The following is a 17,648-nucleotide window of genomic DNA, read 5'->3' as shown; positions in this document are numbered from 1 at the left end:
ATTTTCAAAATCACCCTTCAATTCACTAATATAAAAATCGAATATAGGGATAAACTACTATCATAAAGTAATTACAAAAAAAAAGGAGGGAATTTATTATGGCAAACAGAAATTTGGTACCACAAGCAAAAGCAGGTTTAAACAAATTTAAAATGGAAGCTGCTCAGGAAGTTGGTGTTAATCTAACAGAAGGTTACAACGGAGATCTTACTTCTAGACAAAATGGATCTGTTGGCGGACAAATGGTTAAAAAGATGGTAGAACAATACGAAAAGAACTTATAATAAGAAACAAGAAACACTATGTCAGTAAAAAAATAAAATATAGAAGGAGTGATTTATAAATGTCAAACAAAACATTAGTACCACAGGCTAAAGCAGGTTTAAACAAATTTAAAATGGAAGCTGCTCAGGAAGTTGGAGTTAATTTAACAGAGGGTTACAACGGAGATCTTACTTCTAGACAAAACGGATCTGTTGGTGGACAAATGGTTAAAAAAATGGTAGAACAATACGAAAAAAACTTATAATTTAAAATTCTAAATTGTTAAGAGGTATATGCTAGTTATATGCCTCTTAACTTTGCTATTTTGACCTAAGTTGTATAAATATATGTACTCTTTATTTAAAGACATTGAAGTAAAATCCAACTTAATTACATGTAATTATATGCATGTTATTAAAATATTTCATATGCTAACAGGTATTAATTTAAAATGTTGTACTTACCTTATTTCCCTTAAGTATTCTATTATATTTTATAAATTTCTACACAAGATACTATCATAACAAAAATAAAATATAAAAGGAGTGATTAACAAATGTCAAACAGAAAGTTAGTACCTGAAGCTAAAGCTGGATTAAATTCATTTAAAATGGAAACTGCAAAAGAGTTAGGAGTAAATTTTACTGATTATAATGGAAACTTAACTTCAAGAGAGTGCGGTTCTGTTGGTGGAGAGATGGTAAAAAAAATGGTAGAGCAATATGAGAAAAATTTATAATTTAAAAATAATATGATAAAAGTACATAGACCGAGGTCTATGTACCTTTATTTAACGAAGGCTTCAGCTCTGCCGGAGATAACATCTCTGAAAGAGATGATAGCTCTGTAGGTGATTAGCTTGAAAAAGATGCAGCTCCGTAGGAGATAATTTAACTAAGTTTAAATTCTAAAATTTTTAATTGAATAGATTTATATCCGTTATATTCATTAATTTGAGGTGAAAAAATTAAATCTATCTTCATTCCTTTTGGGCTCTTAAGATAGTTCATATATTCTACTCCATATCTATCTTTTAGCATTTCTATAAATTCTTCCACTCTATTAAAACATATTCCATTAATTGTTTTATTTACACCAGGCATTACGCAATTTATTTTTAGTGTATTTGCATTTTTACCTAATATATCTATTTTTAAAACAGGAATATTTTTTTCTGCAAGTAATGGGGTTGAATTGCCTTTACCAAAAGGCTCTAAAATTTCTAATTCATGAATCATCTCATAACTTATTTTGTTTAATGGCATTCGCTGGTCTATTCTTACCTTAGGTACAATATCATCATTAGTTAACTTGCAAAGAGAATTTAATTTCCACCTCAATTTTTCTATATTTTCTTCTTTTATAGATAAACCCGCAGCCATTGGATGACCCCCGAATTTTTCAAGTAACTCATCACATTTTATTAATTCCTCAAATAAATTATATTCATCAATAGATCTTGCTGAACCTTTTGGGTTCTCTTTTCCTTTAGTTAATATTATTGTTGGCACATTGAAAGTTTCCCTAACACGGCCTGCTACAATTCCTGCGATGCTCTCATGAATAGTATCTTTATAAATTACTAACACTTTATCATTTTTAAAAGTGGAGTGATGTATAAGTTCTATTACCTCTTCCACATTTTCGGTTGTCATCTCTTGTCTTTTTTTATTAAGTTCAAATAATGTTTTAGCTAGTTCTTTTGCTCTAGTTTCTTCTTCGCATAGAAGTAATTCTACTGAAATCGCTGCCGATTCTAACCTTCCAGTAGCATTTATACATGGTCCTATTTGAAACCCAACATGATAACATTTTATCTCTTTATCATTAATGCTTAAAATTTCCTTTAAACATTTTAACCCAAGATTTTTTGTATTTGTTAACATAACTAAAGCATTTTTAGCAATTATTCTATTTTCAGAAATTAAATCTACCACATCACAAATAGTACCTATTCCTGCTATTTCTATAAATTCCTTTACATATTCCTTATTAATTCCGAGTTTTATATATAGTGCTTGTACAAATTTAAAAGCAATACCTGCACCACACAATTGTTTAAATGGGTAATTACATTCCTTTTGCTTTGGATTAATAACAGCATCCGCTGGTGGAACCTTGAAAGTTCGAATGCCCTTATCATCTTCTTCAAATGATAATTCATGGTGATCAGTTATTATGACAATCATTCCTAGTTCTTTTGCCAATTTAACCTGCTCAGTAGCTGCGATTCCATTATCGCAAGTTATAATCACTTCAAAACCTTGCTCATTTAGTTTTCTTATCCTATCAATATTTATTCCATAACCTTCATGTTCCCTATCCGGAACATAGTATTCTACATTTGCGCCACAATATTTTAATGCCTTATACATTATAACAGTACTAGTAACACCATCCGCATCATAATCACCATATACTACAATTTTTTTATTGTTTTCAATTGCTAATCTAATTAAATCTGTAGCTTTCGCCATATCTTTCATTAAAAATGGGTCATACAAATCCTCTATACTTGCTCTCATAAATTTTTTTATGTCTATTTCATTATTAAACCCCCTGTTAATTAGAATCTTAGCTATAACCTCACTTACACCTGAACTTTTAGCTATTGAACTAATGTCTTTAGAGGTATTCCTTATCAACCACTTTTTTCCCATATTTATTTCCCACTTTCTTTCTAAAATGTCGTTAAATCATCTCCTGCGGAGCTGAAATGTAGTTAAAACCTGTATAGTAGCATTCACTAAAACTTTGTTAATTACTCTCACTATTTCTTCATCCACAATGTTTCTCATACCATCAAATTCCGAGAAAATTTGTGAACTGTCCCCATACATAATTTCATATACACATAAATTTACACTAGTTTGAATAGATTTTTCAAGGGCTATCATTCTTCTTAATTTGTAGCTTTTGCATAGTTTTAAAATACACTGCTTATCAAAAAAATTCCTAAGATCTTTAACTTTTTCAATTTCATCATTAATAATTCCTATGGTCTTTTTAACATTTTCACATGAAGTTCCAAGGGTTATTGTGAAAAGTTTTATTCCTGTTTCATTTTTTATTTTGCTACTTATATCATATACAAGTCCTCTTTTAGTCCTAATTTCATCATACAAAATACTGCTTGTACCTTCTCCAAAAGCTAAGCTAAATAGCTTTAAAGCACTAATTTCTCTCTGGTTTAAATCATGTATTGGAAAACAGTATTGGATTTTTGCACCTTGCAAGTCATCTCTATATTGAAAATAGGTGCCTGGCTTATTAATTTCATATAGACACCCTTTATCCCTTTCCAAATGGTCATTCCCACTAGATAATTTAGGATTTAAATTACCCATATACTTCTCCACTATCTCTGAAACCTTTTTAAGGCTCATGGAAGATATTACACTTACTACGCAATTATCCGAGGTGTAATGCTTCTCATAAAAATCTTTGATTTGCTTAATGGTTATAGCACGGATGCTTACCTCTGTACCTATAATTAAATTCTTTATTCTTCGCTTTTCAAACCCATTATAGAGCATGGAATCTTCGCAAAACTGGTACGAATCATCTTTCCATTCTTTTAGTTCAGCGCTGATCACTTCTATTTCTTCTTTGAACCCATGCACTTTAAACGAAGGATTCAAAAGAATATCAGAGTAAACTTCAAACCCCTTTTCAAAATCTTCATCTAATGTGGTTCCGTAATATACTGCGTAGGGATAATTAGTCATCGCATTACAAAACCCAAAGGTTTCATCACATAATTTATTTATTTCATATTCCGTGCGAGAAACCGTCCCCTTAAAAAGCATATGCTCTACCACGTGAGCAATTCCTAAATATTCACTTTTCTCTTGATTTGCACCTGCATTAAACCCTATTGTAAATGAAGTTAAATTATTTTCCGCTTTCTTGTACAATAACTTTATTCCATTTTCAAATATTATTTTTTCCATACATCCACCTTCATTCTTTTATTTGTTTTTAAAATATTTTCCTTTTATTTTGTTTTCTTTTGTTGTACACTAATGTGTATGAGTGCATCATAATATTCTTTTCATAAAAAGGGTGGTGACTAATTTCTTAACATATTTTATTTAAGAATAAATTTCTATGAATAATAAAAATAAAACACTACAGTCCTTATCTCAATTTATAAATTATACTTTAGTTGGTGCTACTAACATTATAATAGAAATTATAATACTAAATATTCTTTCATTTACCACAGGCATAACGCATGGAAAAATATTGTTTGTTTTTAGCATAATTGCATTCTCAGTTTATTCAATTTCTAGTTATAAATTAAATAAGAAGTTCACCTTTAAAGAAACTCCGCAGCAAAAAGGCTACCTTCAATATGCATCTGTACTTTTTTTTAGTATGATTTTAAACAGCTCTATGTTAGTGCTATTAACAAGTAGGAATCCTTTAATTTCTCTTCTGCATTACCATAGTAATATAATACACTTAAACCACTTGTGGTTTAACATATGTATCCTAATAGATTCTACCATTATAGGCCTACTTGGTTTTTTAATTAACAAGTTTTTTGTTTTTAATAAAAAGAAGACATGCTAAAATTAACTTTTATTGCATGTCTTATTTATATTTTTTCAGATGCCTAAGATAACCTCCTCTACATAATCATCTGTGAGAGCACTGGTTAAGTTTTTACCTCTACCTGCTCTATTTTGAACGTTTATATCCTCAAGTCTTATAATCTTTTTTTCCCCTTTAAATGAATTGACTGTTAATCTTAAATTCTCGTCAAGCGTCACAACTATTTCATTACAGCTATCTACCTTTTCCGTTACTGAATTTACCAAATCTACAAATATAACTTCATCATCATCTTTTAAGCTTATGCCTGTTACCCCAGATGCAACTTTCCCCATAAAACTAATGTTATTTACGTTAAATCTTATGCACATTGCCTTTTTTGTCACCATTAACACATCTTTATCTACATTATCTAAGTTAATTTTTACAAAGATTAATTTATCTTCTTCTGTTTTAAGTTTGCACACCAACGTAGAGAAGAAATCCCCATCTAATTCACAAATCTTAGTTCGTTTTGTAAATCCTTTCTTTGTAAAAAGATATATACTTCTTTCTTCGTTGAAATCATCAACAGACATAATCCCTATTATTTTATCATCAATATTGAAATTATCCAGCAAAGTATTAATACATATGCCTTTCTTATTAATATTCTGAACCATATAACTAGGTAGTTTATGTACTAATCCTTTTTCCGTAAATATAAGCAATGTAGCCGATGATTTGGTATAAGTGCTTAATGGAGTATTAGTTTTTTTACTAGATATTTTTATTGAACCTTTTGCATTTATACTAAAATTAAATTCTTTATAATCATAACCCTCTGTAAATTCTAATTTTACCACAACGTCTCCTTGCGTTAAATTAAATAACTGAGTGCCCAATATATTTCTAGGAACATCTTCAAGTATAGGTTCCTCTACACAAAATTCCAGGCCTTCTTTAGTTACTATCTTTATAAACCTTTCCTGTCTTTCCACAGGGATTAACTTAACTTCAAGAAGCTTTTCATTTTCTCTTAGTTTTAAAGCTGATAATTTAGTATAACTCGTAATGAATTTATCTAACTCTGTTTTCTTTATATTTCCTCTGTTAGTAAAGAACATAAATTCCTTATTAGCTGATAAATTTTCCAATAAAAAACAAGAAATCACCTTTTCTTTTGTTAAATCTATCCCGCGAATAAGGGTATCAATTCTTTCGCCCTTTTCCTTCCACTTATATTCCGGCACTAAATCTCCTCTTAGTTGATACATATTGCCTAGATCAGTAAAGATAATTACCGTATCTTTAGTATTGGTCTGTAGTAAATATGTATTAAAATCTCCCTCTCTATACTCTATATCTTCTATGTTAATATTTGATCTATTATAGGATTTCATAGGCACTCGCTTTATATAACCCTCGTTAGATAAAGTTATCATAACATCCTCTACTACTAGTATATCTTCTACTTCTATTTTAGCTTGGCTATCATCCTCAATAATTTCCGTTCTTCTCGGATCATTATATTTTTCTTTAATTTCTGAGATTTCTGCTTTTATTACTTTAAGAAGTTCATTCTCATTTCCAAGAATTTTTTTATACCCCTTAATTAGTATTTCTAATTTTTTGTATTCCTTTAAAAATATCTTTATTTCAAGTCCTGTTAGCTTATATAACATCAGTTCAAGTATTGCTTCGGTTTGAAGCGCAGTAAAATTAAACTTATCTATCAGGTTCTGTCCAGCATCTTTTTTAGATTTTGAGCTTCTAATTGTTGCAATTATTTCATCCATTACATCTACAGCCTTAATAAATCCTTCTACAATATGGAATCTACTTTCTGCAACTTCTAGTTCTCTTTGGGTTCTTTTAGTAACAACGTCCTTTTGGTGATTTAAGTAGTGCATTAATATGGTTTTAAGCCCCATAGTTTGGGGTTTGCCATTGGCTAAAGCTACCATGTTAAAAGATATATTGCACTGAAGTTCTGTTTTCATCATTAAATATTTAAGTACCTTGGTGGCAGTTTCCTTATTTGTTGACTTTTTAAATTCAATTACTGATCTAAGTCCGCTTCTATCAGATTCATCTCTAATGTCTACAATAGACTCTAAAGATTTTAAATGTTTTTTATCTGCTGTCATATCAGAAATAGATTGAAGTAATTTCGCCTTGTTTTTTCTATATGGAAACTCCGTAATAACTATGCCAAGTCGTCCACTTTCTAAAGCTTCAATTTTCATTTTGGAACGTAACGTTACCTTTCCTTCCCCAGTCTCATAGGCAGATTCCATAGCATTTTTGCCAATTATTACTCCTCCTGTTGGTAAATCGGGACCTTTAATATACTGCATAAGCTCTTTTGTTGTAATCTCTTTATTATCCGCATAAGCGAGTAACCCATCAATTACCTCTCCTAAATTGTGAGGTGGTATATTTGTTGCTATTCCTACCGCTATACCAAAAGTTCCATTTACTAATAGATTTGGATATCTTGATGGAAGTACCGATGGTTCCTTCTCTGTATCGGAATAATTATCTACCATATCCACAACACCTTTATCAATATCTCTTATCATCTCAAGAGCAATAGGAGAAAGTCTTGCCTCCGTATAACGCATTGCAGCTGCATTATCCCCATCTTGACTTCCCCAATTTCCATGGCCATCTATCAATGGTTTTCTTGTGGCAAAAGATTGAGCTAGTATTACCATTGCACCATAAACAGAGCTATCTCCATGCGGATGGTATTTACCAAGAATATCTCCAACTATTCTTGCTGATTTATAATAAGGCTTATCTGGAAATGCCTTTAGCATATATGCTCCATAAAGAATCCTCCTATGCACTGGTTTTAAACCATCGCGTACATCTGGCAGTGCTCTTTCTCTTGCAACTTCCACGGCATATGGAAGATAGTTATCTGGCATAGCTTCTTCAATTGGAATCATTACTATATTATTATCTTTAGGTACATCAATTTTTTTTGCCATTTAGCAAATCCCCCCGTTAAAACTCAGCATATTTATACATATAATTTTTTCTAGGTGCAACAACATCGCCCATTAGAAGTGAAACCATCTTCTCAGCCTTTGCTGCATCCTCTATAGTAACCTGTTGAAGCGTCCTTGTAGCTGGGTTTAGTGTAGTTTCCCAAAGTTGATCTGGATTCATTTCTCCAAGCCCCTTATATCTTTGGATAAAAGCCCCTTTCCCAATTTCTTTTTTCGTCTCAGCTAATTGCTCATCACTATATGCATACTTAGCCACTTCGCCATTTTTCGTGTTCCTATAAACCTTATAAAGTGGAGGCATTCCCATATAAAGATGACCTTTTGCAATTAGTGGCCTCATATACCTATAAATAAACGTCATCCATAATGTTCTAATATGATAGCCATCAACATCTGCATCACTTAAAATAATTATTTTATCATATTTTAAATCTTTTTCATGGTAATTATCTAAAACTCCTGTTCCAATGGCAGTGTTGAATATTTTTAACTCTTCGCTAGCTAGTACATTTTCTAGCTTTTGCTTTTCTGTATTCATAATTTTACCTTTTGATGGCATTATAGATTGAAACCTTCTATCTCTAGCTTGCTTAGCACTTCCACCAGCTGAATCTCCTTCAACTACTATAAATTCTGTAACATTTGAATCTTTTATTGTACATACTGCAATCTTCCCTGCAAGAGGAGCTGCTCCCTTACCTACTTTTTTTCTTTCCGCTTCATTAATCTTTTTTATTTTATCCCGCCTAGATGCGGCAGACAGTGCATTATTTATTATGTTAGTAGCCATTTCTTTATTGTCTTCTATCCATTCTAAAATTTTAACATAACACAATTCATTCATCATGCTGTATGCCTCATTATTTCCTAGTTTGCTTTTAGTTTGGCCTTCAAAGATTGGGTTACTTATTTTAATTCTAACTATTGCTGTCATGCCTTCTCTCAAATCGTCACCTTCAAATTCCTTATCTTTCTCTTTTAAAAGATTAAGCTTTTTAGCTCCTTCTTTAAAAGCCCTTGTCATCCCTGTTTTAAATCCAGTTTCATGAGTTCCAGATTCTGTAGTTGGTATGTTATTGACATAGCTCGCAATGTATTCTGTAGTAGAATCAGTAAATTGAATACATATTTCTCCATACAATTGTATCCCATTTATCTCCTTTTCACCTTGAAAGAATATAGGGTCCTTGTGAAGAAGCGTTTTGCTTTCATTTAAATAATCAATAAAATCTAGAAGACCCCTGTCAGAGTAATATTCCTTCATGATGTTTCCGTCTTTTCTCTTATCTTTAAACACTAATGTAATTCCTTTGTTTTGGAACGCCAATTCTTGTAATCTTTCATCAATAAAATCGTAACTGAATTCCAAAGTAGTGAATACATTTTTATCCGGCATAAAAGTAATCTTACTGCCTGTTTTTTTTGTTTCTCCTATGATTTCAAGCTTACCTACCGGTGTACCTGGCATAAGTCTTTTTAGCTCAGCATCATAAGCATATTCAAATCTTTGAGTAAAAATTTTCCCCTTTTGTTTTACTTCAACTAGTAACCATTCTGATAATGCATTTACAACTGCTGCTCCAACACCATGAAGTCCACCAGAAGTTTTATAATTTTTATTATTAAACTTTCCGCCAGTATGAAGCTCAGTAAATACCATTTCTACACCAGATTTATTTTTTATAGGATGTATTCCTGTTGGAATACCCCTACCATTATCAACAATAGTGACACTTTTATCTTTATTTAATATAATTTCAGCTCTATCGCCGTAGCCATTAGCTATCTCATCTATAGAATTATCTAAAATCTCCCATATACAATGATGTAGACCTTTGCTGCCTGTAGACCCTATGTACATACCAGGCCTTATTCTCACAGGCTCCAGCTTTTCTAGAGAAGTTAAGTCTGTTACATCATATGTTTGAATTTCTTCTTTATCAAAACTCATAAAAATCCTCCAATAAAATTTTATCATACATTTGTTATTTTATATGTTTATTAGCAAAAGGTAAAGGGATTTATATAAAAAATCAGAACATTAGTTTCTGTTTTCAGAGGAGTTTTTATTTTTTTATATTGTTTTTACCCAATTTTATATAAAAATATTGACCGGCAGAATAAGCTTTTTCTACTGGTCAATACAGTAATTCGCTCTAATTTTAGTCACCAATATGCTCAATCTATTTTTTTATTAGTTGGTGGCAATAATGCCGCAGCTAATCTTATTAAATATTTTACGCTTTCATCATCTACATTACTATGAAAATTCAGTAAATTAATTTCTTCTTTCACAATTTTAAGAGCTTCTTCTTCTTTAAGGGTATTTTTGTTGTTTTTATAGTTAGTTTCTACATATTGCACTGCTTTTGAAACAATTCTAATAATCTTCTTAGCATTTTCAGGTGTGGATTCTTCAGCTGTTAAAGAATCAAGTATTATATAAGCAAGACCAAAATAGTCATCCTTAATATTTACACCTTTTTCTTTTAACAAATAAGCTAAATACCCAAGTCCCATTACTAAAAGCACTATTAATACATATTGTGTAATTATCTCTACCATCACGTACCCTCCTTATTTGAGTTTATACTACTTTAATATGCCATTCAAATAAAAAAGGGTACATGTTTTAATTGAATTACAGAAATAATTGTGCTTGTGCTCATGTTAAATATATTATTTTTCAATCTAATTATTTATAGTAATAATTTTTAATTTCCTCTCTTTAATTGGTAAAATTTTTTTATATATTATTTCAGCCATTTCTTTATGAATTTCTTTTGATACATGTATTCCATCAGCTAAAAAATATTCTTCTATATTTATGGTCTTTGGTATAATATTTCCTAAATCTATAGATATAATGCTTTTTTCATTTCCATACTTAATTAATAAATTTCGCAGCTCTCCTAACTGCTTATTAACCTTTGCATAATCCATATCCTCAAACATTAATTTTATTGAAATATCTTTTTTAACCGGTAATGGTATTAGTATTATTGGAACTATATTATTTGTTTCAGACATTTCTACCATGCTTTTTATATTTTTAAAAATAGTACCAATACCTACTTCTGAAAATATATCATTTGTTCCTCCCATAATTAAAACCCTTGATGGATTGTAATTAACAACATCTTTTCTGAACCTTTCTTTCATTTCGTACGTTGTGTCTCCCGGTATCCCTTTATTAATAATTTTTTCTTTTATTCTTTTAGCTATAAGTCTAACCCAATTTTCTGATTTATTAACTCCATAGCCAAAGGTTAAACTATCTCCAATACATACTATACTCACTTAATTCTCTCCTCATTACTAATGCATTTTGAAGGTCTACAATTAAAAGTGCTACATATATCCTAAATTAAATCATTTGCACATAATGGGGATAATTATTTTTCTATTGACATATCATAAATCCCCCATTTGTCATTTCCATACGTGAAGATCCCTTCATTATACTTTTCATCTACAATGCCTGTTGCTTTGTAGCAATAATGAGCAGAAAGATTGTTATCAAATACACCCAAAGTAACTCTCTTTACCTTTAATATGTCAAAAGCATATCTTATGGCTAAAGATACCATCTCTTTTCCATACCCCTTTCCTCTAATCTGTGAATCTACAATAATAAATCCTAAATGGATGCTTTCATTTTGATAGTCTGCCATACGCATCAAAAAATGACCTACAGGTGTTCCTTCTTTATTAAGAGCACTCATTATCCACGCATTATCATCCTTTTCATAATTATGATAATACTGATTCAATTGCTCTTTAGTTAATGGATATGTGAATTTATCTGCACACCATTGTGCGAAAGTTAACTCATCGTTAAACCAATTTAAAATATATTGCGAATCTCTTAATTTATATGGTCTTAATCGAATCATATTCCCCCCCTAATATATAAGTAATTTTTTTTACAAGTTTTAAGAACTCCATTTATTAGCTTATATTAATTCGTAGATTACTGATTGATGTACTCATTATTGAAAGTTTATTTCTAATTTTTGAAAGGTGACAGCTACCTTTCAGATAATCTTTATGCCTAATATTACGCTTTTAAAACAACTTCTATAAATAAATTATAACATTTTATACAATAATTAACTACTGACTAATACGGATTTTCGGCGTATTTATTCCGAGTTTTTATCTGGCTTCGCCCCTAAAAAAAGCAAAAAAATAGAACTAAGGAAATTCACTCCTTAGTTCTACCTTAGCCCTTGATATATATTGCTACACAACTTTTACTATATCTACAATAGTTTCAATGTGAGGAGTGTGTGGGAACATATCCATTAGTATTACCTTTTGCACCTTATATCCTCTGTTGATCATTTCCTTAAGATCAACTACTAGACTTTTAGGGTTACAAGAAACATAAACTATGTGCCTGGCATCAAATTTTATTACATAATCTAATGCTGTAGGATGTACTCCAGCTCTTGGAGGGTCTAGAATAATGCTATCTGGTTTATCTTTTACCTCTTTAATAACTTTCGCTATATCCCCTGCTATAAACTCACAATTGTCTAATTTATTAATTCTTGCATTTTCATTTGCAGCAGCAACCGCTTCTTCTATTAATTCTATTCCCAAAACTTTTTTTGCTTTAGCTGCAACAATTTGTCCTATAGTTCCCGTTCCACAATATAAATCAAATACTACCTTTGATTCTGATTCGCCTAAAAAATCTCTAACTAAGCTATAAAGCTTTTCTGCTCCTTTTGTATTTGTTTGAAAAAAAGCAAAAGGATTAATTTTGAACTTAAGATCTAATAATTCTTCCATAATGTATTCTCTTCCATACAATGTTTCAGTTTTATCAGCTTGAACTATATCTGATAATGAGTCATTAAATGTATGTATTATTCCTGTAATGATTCCATCACATTTTAATTCCTTAAGCATATTAGTTATTTCACTAAAATCAAAATCTACTTGAGATGTAGTTACTATATTTACTAATATTTCACCAGTATTTTGTGCCTTTCGAATAACTAAGTTTCTTAAATATCCCTCACGTCCCATTACATTATAGTGTGTCAATTTTAACTCTTTAAAATAGTTTAATACTAATTTCAGAATTTCTCTAAAATCCACATCTACTATTCTACAATCATCAACAGTAACTATGCTAAAGCTTCTTCCTTTGGTATGCATTCCTAGAGTTAATTCTTCACCCTTTCGAAAGTCACCAAATGTAAATTCCATCTTATTTCTATATTCGAACTGTTCAGGACTCTTTTCTATACCTAGAAACTCAAAATCTTTTATTTCTGCTTGTTCAAACAACTTTAACACCTGTTGTTTTTTAAATTCTAATTGTTTTTCATAAGAAAGAAATTGATGACTACATCCTCCACATAAATCTGTAATCTTGCAAGGAGGCTCAATTTTGTAGTCTACATCCTCAAGAACTTTTACAAGCTTTGCTTCTACTACATCTTTTTTCTTTTTTGCTACTTTAGCAATTACCTTTTGACCTGGCAATGTATTTTTTATTAAAACTTTTTCACCTTCGTAAAATGCTATGCCTTGTGCTGGAAATTCTAAGTTTTCTATATTAAATTCATACTCTTTTCTTTTTTGCATATTATTTTCTCAAACTCCTATCTTTTTGTAATAATTAGTCCAGATACTTTCTTACCAAATGTAGCAGACGTTTTTCCACTTTCCATAATGCTCATGTATAGTACCATAACAACCATAAAGATTACAAATGACATTTGGAACTTTTGAGCTACAGCATATCCTGCTAATTTAATCACCGCATCTATCACAAATACTCCTACTGTTGATATTGCCCCTATAACTATCAAATCTATAAGGCTAGCTGTAAAAGCATCTACAAAAGTAGGTTTAATAGCTTTGACCTCATTTGAATTTCCACATCTAATACCCTGTTTGTTACTATCCGCTTCAATTGTTTTTTCATTTTGTTCTACCATTTTAAATCCTCCCCATATTATATTATTTTCATAAAGTTTATTTTGTTAATTTCGCATTAGAGAAATATTTATAATTTTTTAATCCCATCTATATATAATACGTATATATTACATATAAATCAATAGGCTATTAAGGAGTATTCAAATAAATTACAAATTAGTATGCTAGTCTATTTTGATTATTACTTGACTTAAATCATCACTGTATTCCTTTACAACATCTTAGAAATCATATATATTAATAGTAGGACTTTATATTCATTCTTAAATAATAAAAATTAGGTAGGTGCCATATGATTACTAAAATTATTCTTCTATGCATAGCTGGTTTTTTAGCATCCTTTGTAGATTCCATAGCAGGGGGTGGTGGTTTAATAAGCGTCCCAGCCTTTATGCTTGCAGGTCTGCCTCCTCACATGGTGCTTGGCACTAACAAATTCAGTGCCACTGCTGGTTCTTTTACTAGTTCTCTCGGATTTATAAAATCAGGCAAGGCTGATTTTAAACTTTTAAAATATCTTATTCCCTTTACATTCATAGGTGCAATGTTAGGTGTTAGAACAGTACTAAATATAGACCAAAAATTTCTAAATGGGTTGGTATTAATTCTCATCTTATTTATCGGAATTTATACTCTTTTTTCTAAATCTTTAGGACTTGAAGATAAATTTCAAGGACTTACTAAAAAAAATGTTATATACGGTATAATCCTTGCTCTCTCTCTAGGTTTTTATGATGGTTTTTTCGGTCCTGGAACTGGTTCTTTTTTAGTATTTGGATTTATAAGTATCTTCGGGTTTAACTTTGTAGTATCTTCCGCTAATGCCCGCATTTTAAACTTTATAAGCAATATTACAGCCCTAATTTTGTTTGCCATAAGTGGTAAAATAAATTACATGATAGGAGTACCTGCTGCGATATCTATGATTTTAGGGGCTAAAGTGGGTACAACCGTTGCATTAAATAAGGGTTCAAAACTTATAAAACCTATATTTGTAACCATGTCTTTAGCTGTTGCCGTGAAAATGCTTATAAGCATTTTTTAATAATCTTACATAATGAAAAGGTAGATGATTTATAAATCATCTACCTTTTTTGTTATTTTAATATCCCAATATCCATTCTATAGTACATTCCATCAAACTGAATTTTCTTCATATCATCATAAGCTATTTCCCTTGCTTTTTTAAGTGTTTGACCAAGACCTGTTATTCCCAAAACCCTACCACCAGCCGTCCTCATAATACCATCATCGCATGTTGCACCTGCTAGAAATAACTTACCTTCTAATTTACTACGCTCACTTATTTCAAATCCTGTATTATAAATACCAGGGTAACCCTCCGATGCAGCAATTAGGCAGCAAGAATATCCTTCATTCCATTCTAAATTAAAGTTTTTAAGTTCCCCCTCTATAGCACTAATCACAAGCTCTGTAAAATCACTCTTCATAAGTGGAAGGACCGCTTGCGTCTCAGGATCTCCAAACCTTACATTATATTCAAGCAAATATACACCCTTTTTCGTTATCATTATACCAAAAAATATTATGCCCGTATAATCCATTTTTTCCTCTTGAATTCCTTTAAGAGTAGGCTTTAATATATTTTCATAAAATTCATCTAATACCTCTTTATTACAATATGGATTTGGTGCTATAGCTCCCATACCTCCTGTATTAGGTCCATTATCATCGTCAAATATTTGTTTATGATCTTTTGAAGATACAAAAGGAATTATAACTTTTCCATCTGTTATGGAGAGTATCGACGATTCTACGCCTTCTAAAAACTCTTCAATTATAATTTTCTTTCCGCTACCTTTAAATATATCTAATACCATAAAATCATTTATGCTTTTCTCAGCCTCAGTAAAGTCATTACATATAATAACTCCTTTACCTGCTGCCAAGCCATCTGCTTTAATTACTATAGGATATTCACAGTTTTTCAAATACCCTATAGCTTCATTCTCATTTTCAAAAACTTCATATACAGCTGTTTTTATACCATATTTTTTCATAAATTCTTTAGAATAAGCTTTACTACCTTCAAGCCTTGCCGCTTTTTCACTAGGACCTAATATCTTAAGTCCTTTTTGTTTAAACTTATCTACTATACCTTGTACAAGCCATTCCTCTGATCCAACTATTGTGATATCTATCTTATTTTTTATAGCGAATGCTAAAAGCTCATCTATTTGCCTAATATTAATGTTCTCACACTTATTTTCTCTGCATGTGCCACCATTACCAGGAGCACAATACACCTTCTCGACAATGGAATTCTCTGCAACCTTTGATACTAAAGCATGCTCGCGTCCTCCAGAACCAATAACTAATACCTTCATAAATAAGCCTCCTAATGTTTGAAATGTCGAGTGCCCGTAAACACCATGGAAATTCCATTTTCATTACATGCATCTATTGATTTTTGATCATTTATAGATCCACCTGGTTGTATAATTGCTTTTATGCTGTATTTTGCAGCTAGCTCCACAACGTCTCCAAATGGGAAATATGCATCTGATGCCATTATTGTAGCATCTACTGCCCTTTCTAATGATTGCTCTGCTGCCCATATTCTATTTACCTGACCTGCACCAATCCCCTTAGTAACCCCATCTTTAACCACTACAATAGCATTTGATTTAACATACTTAACTACTTTCATGGCAAATATCAAATCTTTCATTTCATCTTCTGTTGGGCCCTTCTTTGTAACTACTTTTATATCATCTATTAATTTATCATCTGAACTTTGTACCAATATTCCACCATCGACGTTAACAATATTTTTTGTGCCAACTGCTTTACTTAAACATTTTATGACTCTTAAATTTTTCTTACCTTTTAAAACTAGTAATGCTTCCTCATCAAACTCTGGTGCAATAATAACCTCTAAAAATATCTTTATAAGTTCTTTTGCAGTTTCTTTATCTATCTTTTTGTTAAAAGCAACAATGCCCCCAAAAATAGACATTGGATCACATTCATATGCCTTTTTATATGTATCAAGTACGCTGCTACCAGTAGCTACGCCGCAAGGGGTATTGTGTTTTAACGCGCAACAAGCAATTTCATCAAATTCGCAGACTACCTTCCAAGCAATATCCATGTCCTTTATATTGTTATAAGATAATTCCTTGCCATTTAATTGATTAAAATCCTTCATTGCTCCATTTCCTGCAGCCGATACATAATAAGCTGCGCTTTGATGAGGATTTTCACCATATCTTAAATCCATTTGTTTTTTATAAGAAACAGCCAAATAATCTGGATATGAATCCTCACCCAGTAAGAAATTACTTATTGCCGCATCGTAAGCTGATATTAAATTGAACACTTTGCCTGCTAGATATTTTCTAGTTTTTAAATCCACTTCTTCTTTAGCATCCATTTTCTTTATAATATTTTGATAATCTGTTGTGTCACTTAGTACAATAACATCTTTGAAGTTTTTAGCTGCTGCCCTTAGCATAGTTGGTCCACCGATATCAATAAATTCAACTTTCTCTTGAAAATTTATCTCTTCGCATACTTTATCAAAGAAAGGATAAAGATTAACTACTACCATATCAATAGGTTTTATTCCTTTAGCTTTTATAGTTGCCATATGCTCTTCATTATCTCTCACTGCTAGTATTCCACTATGAATAACTGGATGTAATGTTTTAACCCTTCCACCTAATATCTCTTCAAATCCTGTAACATCAGATATTTCCGAAACTTTTATGCCATTTTCTTTTAAGTACTTAAAAGTTCCACCTGTAGATATAATCTCTACTCCACTTTTTTGAAGGGATGTAGCAAGTTCTAAAATATTCTCTTTATCAAAAACACTTATAAGTGCTGTTTTAATCATTA

General features: G+C 31.0%; 16 protein-coding genes. 5 read left to right on the top strand and 11 right to left on the bottom strand.

What is annotated here, in order from left to right; genetic code table 11:
* Window positions 1-98 precede the first annotated feature (98 nt).
* The 3 genes from ACWJKP_RS07770 to ACWJKP_RS07760 all read left to right on the top strand — a co-directional run bounded on the left by ACWJKP_RS07770 (window position 99) and on the right by ACWJKP_RS07760 (window position 1,003).
* Window positions 99-284, top strand: a complete 186-nt coding sequence (locus ACWJKP_RS07770; RefSeq protein WP_165412135.1) for an alpha/beta-type small acid-soluble spore protein — start codon at window positions 99-101, stop codon at window positions 282-284.
* 59 nt (window positions 285-343) lie between these two features.
* The gene (locus ACWJKP_RS07765) at window positions 344-529 is read left to right on the top strand and encodes an alpha/beta-type small acid-soluble spore protein (RefSeq protein WP_165412136.1); all 186 of its coding nucleotides are present in this window, start codon (window positions 344-346) and stop codon (window positions 527-529) included.
* 291 nt (window positions 530-820) lie between these two features.
* Window positions 821-1,003 (top strand): alpha/beta-type small acid-soluble spore protein, encoded by a 183-nt coding sequence (locus ACWJKP_RS07760; RefSeq protein ID WP_165412137.1) that lies wholly within the window; start codon window positions 821-823, stop codon window positions 1,001-1,003.
* Window positions 1,004-1,154: 151 nt separating this feature from the next.
* Here the strand turns inward: ACWJKP_RS07760 and recJ are convergent, their stop codons facing one another.
* Together recJ and ACWJKP_RS07750 are read right to left on the bottom strand one after the other, a co-directional pair.
* Entirely contained in the window at window positions 1,155-2,924 is a 1,770-nt protein-coding gene (gene recJ / locus ACWJKP_RS07755) for a single-stranded-DNA-specific exonuclease RecJ (RefSeq protein WP_165412138.1), read from the bottom strand.
* Window positions 2,925-2,960: 36 nt separating this feature from the next.
* Window positions 2,961-4,217: a M16 family metallopeptidase gene (locus ACWJKP_RS07750; RefSeq protein ID WP_165412139.1), complete on the bottom strand. Its 1,257-nt coding sequence runs from the start codon at window positions 4,215-4,217 to the stop codon at window positions 2,961-2,963.
* Window positions 4,218-4,374: 157 nt separating this feature from the next.
* Here ACWJKP_RS07750 and ACWJKP_RS07745 point away from each other — a divergent pair, with 157 nt between their 5' ends.
* Window positions 4,375-4,842: a GtrA family protein gene (locus ACWJKP_RS07745; protein WP_462961480.1), complete on the top strand. Its 468-nt coding sequence runs from the start codon at window positions 4,375-4,377 to the stop codon at window positions 4,840-4,842.
* Between the two features lie 35 nt (window positions 4,843-4,877).
* Here ACWJKP_RS07745 and ACWJKP_RS07740 read toward each other — a convergent pair whose 3' ends face one another.
* The 7 genes from ACWJKP_RS07740 to ACWJKP_RS07710 all read right to left on the bottom strand — a co-directional run bounded on the left by ACWJKP_RS07740 (window position 4,878) and on the right by ACWJKP_RS07710 (window position 13,783).
* Entirely contained in the window at window positions 4,878-7,802 is a 2,925-nt protein-coding gene (locus ACWJKP_RS07740) for a DNA topoisomerase IV subunit A (RefSeq protein WP_462961479.1), read from the bottom strand.
* 16 nt (window positions 7,803-7,818) lie between these two features.
* Window positions 7,819-9,774: a DNA gyrase/topoisomerase IV subunit B gene (locus tag ACWJKP_RS07735; protein ID WP_165412142.1), complete on the bottom strand. Its 1,956-nt coding sequence runs from the start codon at window positions 9,772-9,774 to the stop codon at window positions 7,819-7,821.
* 227 nt (window positions 9,775-10,001) lie between these two features.
* Window positions 10,002-10,388 carry a hypothetical protein gene (locus ACWJKP_RS07730; protein WP_165412143.1) on the bottom strand — a complete coding sequence of 129 codons (387 nt, stop codon included), beginning with the start codon at window positions 10,386-10,388 and terminating at the stop codon, window positions 10,002-10,004.
* Between the two features lie 126 nt (window positions 10,389-10,514).
* Window positions 10,515-11,123: a GDSL-type esterase/lipase family protein gene (locus ACWJKP_RS07725; protein ID WP_165412144.1), complete on the bottom strand. Its 609-nt coding sequence runs from the start codon at window positions 11,121-11,123 to the stop codon at window positions 10,515-10,517.
* A gap of 95 nt (window positions 11,124-11,218) precedes the next feature.
* Window positions 11,219-11,719, bottom strand: a complete 501-nt coding sequence (locus tag ACWJKP_RS07720) for a GNAT family N-acetyltransferase (protein ID WP_165412145.1) — start codon at window positions 11,717-11,719, stop codon at window positions 11,219-11,221.
* 349 nt (window positions 11,720-12,068) lie between these two features.
* Window positions 12,069-13,427: a 23S rRNA (uracil(1939)-C(5))-methyltransferase RlmD gene (gene rlmD, locus ACWJKP_RS07715; RefSeq protein ID WP_462961478.1), complete on the bottom strand. Its 1,359-nt coding sequence runs from the start codon at window positions 13,425-13,427 to the stop codon at window positions 12,069-12,071.
* Between the two features lie 17 nt (window positions 13,428-13,444).
* Window positions 13,445-13,783, bottom strand: coding sequence for an RDD family protein (locus ACWJKP_RS07710; RefSeq protein ID WP_165412147.1), 339 nt, complete (start codon window positions 13,781-13,783; stop codon window positions 13,445-13,447).
* A 293-nt stretch (window positions 13,784-14,076) separates the two neighbouring features.
* On the opposite strand from ACWJKP_RS07710, the gene ACWJKP_RS07705 reads away from it, so the two are divergent.
* The gene (locus ACWJKP_RS07705; protein ID WP_165412148.1) at window positions 14,077-14,829 is read left to right on the top strand and encodes a TSUP family transporter; all 753 of its coding nucleotides are present in this window, start codon (window positions 14,077-14,079) and stop codon (window positions 14,827-14,829) included.
* 52 nt (window positions 14,830-14,881) lie between these two features.
* Here ACWJKP_RS07705 and purD read toward each other — a convergent pair whose 3' ends face one another.
* Together purD and purH are read right to left on the bottom strand one after the other, a co-directional pair.
* Window positions 14,882-16,132: a phosphoribosylamine--glycine ligase gene (gene purD / locus ACWJKP_RS07700; RefSeq protein WP_165412149.1), complete on the bottom strand. Its 1,251-nt coding sequence runs from the start codon at window positions 16,130-16,132 to the stop codon at window positions 14,882-14,884.
* A gap of 11 nt (window positions 16,133-16,143) precedes the next feature.
* Window positions 16,144-17,646: a bifunctional phosphoribosylaminoimidazolecarboxamide formyltransferase/IMP cyclohydrolase gene (purH, locus tag ACWJKP_RS07695; RefSeq protein WP_165412150.1), complete on the bottom strand. Its 1,503-nt coding sequence runs from the start codon at window positions 17,644-17,646 to the stop codon at window positions 16,144-16,146.
* Window positions 17,647-17,648: the final 2 nt, after the last annotated feature.

The sequence above is a fragment of the Clostridium sp. CM037 genome, assembly GCF_055081095.1.
The sequence above is the reverse complement of the archived record's forward strand: the minus strand, read 5'-3'. Positions and strand labels throughout refer to the sequence as shown.

What these genes read in the sequence shown, in the direction of transcription:
- ACWJKP_RS07730 (WP_165412143.1), bottom strand. Translation starts at nt 10,388, where the DNA reads ATGGTAGAGATAATTACACAATATGTATTAATAGTGCTTTTAGTAATG.
- recJ (WP_165412138.1), bottom strand. Translation starts at nt 2,924, where the DNA reads ATGGGAAAAAAGTGGTTGATAAGGAATACCTCTAAAGACATTAGTTCA.
- ACWJKP_RS07745 (WP_462961480.1), top strand. Translation starts at nt 4,375, where the DNA reads ATGAATAATAAAAATAAAACACTACAGTCCTTATCTCAATTTATAAAT.
- ACWJKP_RS07760 (WP_165412137.1), top strand. Translation starts at nt 821, where the DNA reads ATGTCAAACAGAAAGTTAGTACCTGAAGCTAAAGCTGGATTAAATTCA.
- purH (WP_165412150.1), bottom strand. Translation starts at nt 17,646, where the DNA reads ATGATTAAAACAGCACTTATAAGTGTTTTTGATAAAGAGAATATTTTA.
- ACWJKP_RS07710 (WP_165412147.1), bottom strand. Translation starts at nt 13,783, where the DNA reads ATGGTAGAACAAAATGAAAAAACAATTGAAGCGGATAGTAACAAACAG.
- rlmD (WP_462961478.1), bottom strand. Translation starts at nt 13,427, where the DNA reads ATGCAAAAAAGAAAAGAGTATGAATTTAATATAGAAAACTTAGAATTT.
- ACWJKP_RS07740 (WP_462961479.1), bottom strand. Translation starts at nt 7,802, where the DNA reads ATGGCAAAAAAAATTGATGTACCTAAAGATAATAATATAGTAATGATT.
- ACWJKP_RS07765 (WP_165412136.1), top strand. Translation starts at nt 344, where the DNA reads ATGTCAAACAAAACATTAGTACCACAGGCTAAAGCAGGTTTAAACAAA.
- ACWJKP_RS07735 (WP_165412142.1), bottom strand. Translation starts at nt 9,774, where the DNA reads ATGAGTTTTGATAAAGAAGAAATTCAAACATATGATGTAACAGACTTA.
- ACWJKP_RS07770 (WP_165412135.1), top strand. Translation starts at nt 99, where the DNA reads ATGGCAAACAGAAATTTGGTACCACAAGCAAAAGCAGGTTTAAACAAA.
- ACWJKP_RS07705 (WP_165412148.1), top strand. Translation starts at nt 14,077, where the DNA reads ATGATTACTAAAATTATTCTTCTATGCATAGCTGGTTTTTTAGCATCC.
- ACWJKP_RS07720 (WP_165412145.1), bottom strand. Translation starts at nt 11,719, where the DNA reads ATGATTCGATTAAGACCATATAAATTAAGAGATTCGCAATATATTTTA.
- purD (WP_165412149.1), bottom strand. Translation starts at nt 16,132, where the DNA reads ATGAAGGTATTAGTTATTGGTTCTGGAGGACGCGAGCATGCTTTAGTA.
- ACWJKP_RS07750 (WP_165412139.1), bottom strand. Translation starts at nt 4,217, where the DNA reads ATGGAAAAAATAATATTTGAAAATGGAATAAAGTTATTGTACAAGAAA.